General features: G+C 58.0%; 2 protein-coding genes. One reads left to right on the plus strand and one right to left on the minus strand.

Annotated elements, in window-relative coordinates:
* The coding region (locus H5U08_RS19240) for a pseudouridine synthase (protein ID WP_297036924.1) at positions 1–364 on the plus strand (364 nt) is incomplete at its 5' end.
* Positions 365–431: 67 nt separating this feature from the next.
* On the opposite strand, the gene H5U08_RS19245 is transcribed toward H5U08_RS19240, so the two are convergent.
* Positions 432–1193, minus strand: coding sequence for a PIG-L family deacetylase (locus H5U08_RS19245; protein ID WP_297036928.1), 762 nt, complete (start codon positions 1191–1193; stop codon positions 432–434).
* Positions 1194–1256 lie beyond the last annotated feature (63 nt).

Raw genomic sequence — 1256 nt, forward strand, 5'->3', positions numbered from 1 at the left:
AGCCCGATCCGCCCAAACGCTCTATCGTGTCCTGGAGCGTTTTGACGGTTTTGCGCTCGTCTCGGCCCATCCCAAGACAGGGCGCACCCATCAGATTCGGGTGCATCTCGCCCATGTGGGCTGTCCGGTTCTGTGCGATCGTCAGTACGGGGGGCGGGCGGTTCTCACACGCGGAGAGATTCGGCGAGATCCTTCCGACGAGACTGTTCTTCTTTCGCGACAGGCCCTTCACGCCTGGAAACTAGGATTTACGCACCCTGGAACTGGGGAACGAATAGAGGTGGAAGCACCTCTTCCCCAGGATATCGCCCAAACGTTGGAAGAACTGCGTCGATACCGATCCCTGGAGGACGGTCAAAGGTGACGGCCGAACGGGCGCCACCAACCGACGGTTCTCGTCTTATCATTCGCGGTCAAAAAGCAGATATCGCTCAGCTCGATCCCAGTAGTCCGGCGAAAAGGTCATTGAATCCCCAACCGGTTGGATGGCTGATCACCTCCCCTGCCGAAAAGCCAACGCTTTGTCCTAACTGCTGGCAGTAGACACGGATTCTGTCCAGAACCTCGGGGCGGTGGGCAAATTGAGATTCATAGGCCGCGATCGCGCGGAGCTTCGGTTCCAAGCTGTCACTGATATTGACGACGACCGGATGCCGCCCCGGAAGGACCGCGTAACGAAGGGCGAGAAAATAATGCAGATAGAAGTCGATCGTATGGGGCGGCAACCCTTCGAAATACTCTTCCCATTTCGAAAGACGGCTATAAAACACGGCGGCTTCCGTAATTTGGCCTGCTTGCTCGTGGTCTGGGGAAGCCATGGGCGTGGACACGCCTAATCCCAACACCCATCGCGGTTTGAGGAGCCGAAACTGGTGCGCCAGGGCAACGCGTGCTTCAAAACTGTCAAATAGTCGGCGATTCGGCAACGAAAGGACCACTCGGACCTTAACCTGGAGCTCCTGGGCCGCCCGTGCCGCCTCGGCAAGCCGCTGCTCGGGACTGGGGCAGTGGGGCGTTGGCTCACCATCGGTGAGGTCGATGATGCCCACCCTGTAACCCCGCTGACTGAGCGAATGCAAAAACCCGCCACATCCAATCTCCACGTCGTCGGGGTGGGCACCTACCGCAATGACGTCAACCGTTTCCTGAGCTGATTGCCGAGTATCGTGAATAATTTTTGCCGTCTCCATCATTTTCTCATCTCGCTTGGATCGTCTCCCCGCAAAACGTCACGATGCCCTCTCGCGGTGTGCGAC

Origin of the sequence: Thermogutta sp., from assembly GCF_014359955.1 — a bacterium.
Classification (GTDB): domain Bacteria; phylum Planctomycetota; class Planctomycetia; order Pirellulales; family Thermoguttaceae; genus Thermogutta.